The organism is Kocuria sp. CH-021 (genome assembly GCF_049716185.1).
In the GTDB taxonomy this organism is placed as follows: domain Bacteria; phylum Actinomycetota; class Actinomycetes; order Actinomycetales; family Micrococcaceae; genus Kocuria; species Kocuria cellulosilytica.
Genome location: NZ_JBNAFK010000002.1, coordinates 271,410 through 273,093 on the forward strand (window position 1 = coordinate 271,410; position 1,684 = coordinate 273,093).

Genomic DNA, 1,684 nt, shown 5'->3' on the forward strand with positions numbered 1-1,684 from the left:
GGTGGTCAACGGCTCCTTAGAAAGGAGGTGATCCAGCCGCACCTTCCGGTACGGCTACCTTGTTACGACTTAGTCCCAATCGCCAGTCCCACCTTCGACGGCTCCCTCCCACAAGGGGTTAGGCCACCGGCTTCGGGTGTTACCAACTTTCGTGACTTGACGGGCGGTGTGTACAAGGCCCGGGAACGTATTCACCGCAGCGTTGCTGATCTGCGATTACTAGCGACTCCGACTTCATGAGGTCGAGTTGCAGACCTCAATCCGAACTGAGACCGGCTTTTTGGGATTAGCTCCACCTCACAGTATCGCAACCCTTTGTACCGGCCATTGTAGCATGCGTGAAGCCCAAGACATAAGGGGCATGATGATTTGACGTCATCCCCACCTTCCTCCGAGTTGACCCCGGCAGTCTCCTATGAGTCCCCACCATCACGTGCTGGCAACATAGAACGAGGGTTGCGCTCGTTGCGGGACTTAACCCAACATCTCACGACACGAGCTGACGACAACCATGCACCACCTGTCCACCGACCCCGAAGGGAAACCCCATCTCTGGGGCGATCCGGTGAATGTCAAGCCTTGGTAAGGTTCTTCGCGTTGCATCGAATTAATCCGCATGCTCCGCCGCTTGTGCGGGCCCCCGTCAATTCCTTTGAGTTTTAGCCTTGCGGCCGTACTCCCCAGGCGGGGCACTTAATGCGTTAGCTACGGCGCGGAAAACGTGGAATGTCCCCCACACCTAGTGCCCAACGTTTACGGCATGGACTACCAGGGTATCTAATCCTGTTCGCTCCCCATGCTTTCGCTCCTCAGCGTCAGTAACAGCCCAGAGACCTGCCTTCGCCATCGGTGTTCCTCCTGATATCTGCGCATTTCACCGCTACACCAGGAATTCCAGTCTCCCCTACTGCACTCTAGTCTGCCCGTACCCACTGCAGACCCGGGGTTGAGCCCCGGGCTTTCACAGCAGACGCGACAAACCGCCTACGAGCTCTTTACGCCCAATAATTCCGGACAACGCTTGCGCCCTACGTATTACCGCGGCTGCTGGCACGTAGTTAGCCGGCGCTTCTTCTGCAGGTACCGTCACTCTCGCTTCTTCCCTACTGAAAGAGGTTTACAACCCGAAGGCCGTCATCCCTCACGCGGCGTCGCTGCATCAGGCTTCCGCCCATTGTGCAATATTCCCCACTGCTGCCTCCCGTAGGAGTCTGGGCCGTGTCTCAGTCCCAGTGTGGCCGGTCACCCTCTCAGGCCGGCTACCCGTCGTCGCCTTGGTGAGCCATTACCCCACCAACAAGCTGATAGGCCGTGAGCCCATCCAAAACCAGTAAAACCCTTTCCACCCCCCACCATGCGATGGGACGTAGTATCCAGTATTAGACCCAGTTTCCCAGGCTTATCCCAGAGTCAAGGGCAGGTTACTCACGTATTACTCACCCGTTCGCCACTAATCCGCCCAGCAAGCTGGGCATCATCGTTCGACTTGCATGTGTTAAGCACGCCGCCAGCGTTCGTCCTGAGCCAGGATCAAACTCTCCGTCAAAAAAACAACGAAAACATCAAACCCCGGCTGAAAATGTCGCCACCATCCCACGGAGGCAGGACAGCAACAACCCATCAACCGAAAAAACATTCGGTATCAACAAACATGGCACACTATTGAGTTCTCAAACAACAGACC

The 1,684-nt window shown here is 56.4% G+C and carries 1 rRNA gene; it reads right to left on the reverse strand.

Annotation, left to right across the window (positions count from 1 at the left end):
• Window positions 1-20 precede the first annotated feature (20 nt).
• Window positions 21-1,546: ribosomal RNA gene (locus tag ACPYN7_RS02495) — 16S ribosomal RNA — on the reverse strand.
• Window positions 1,547-1,684: the final 138 nt, after the last annotated feature.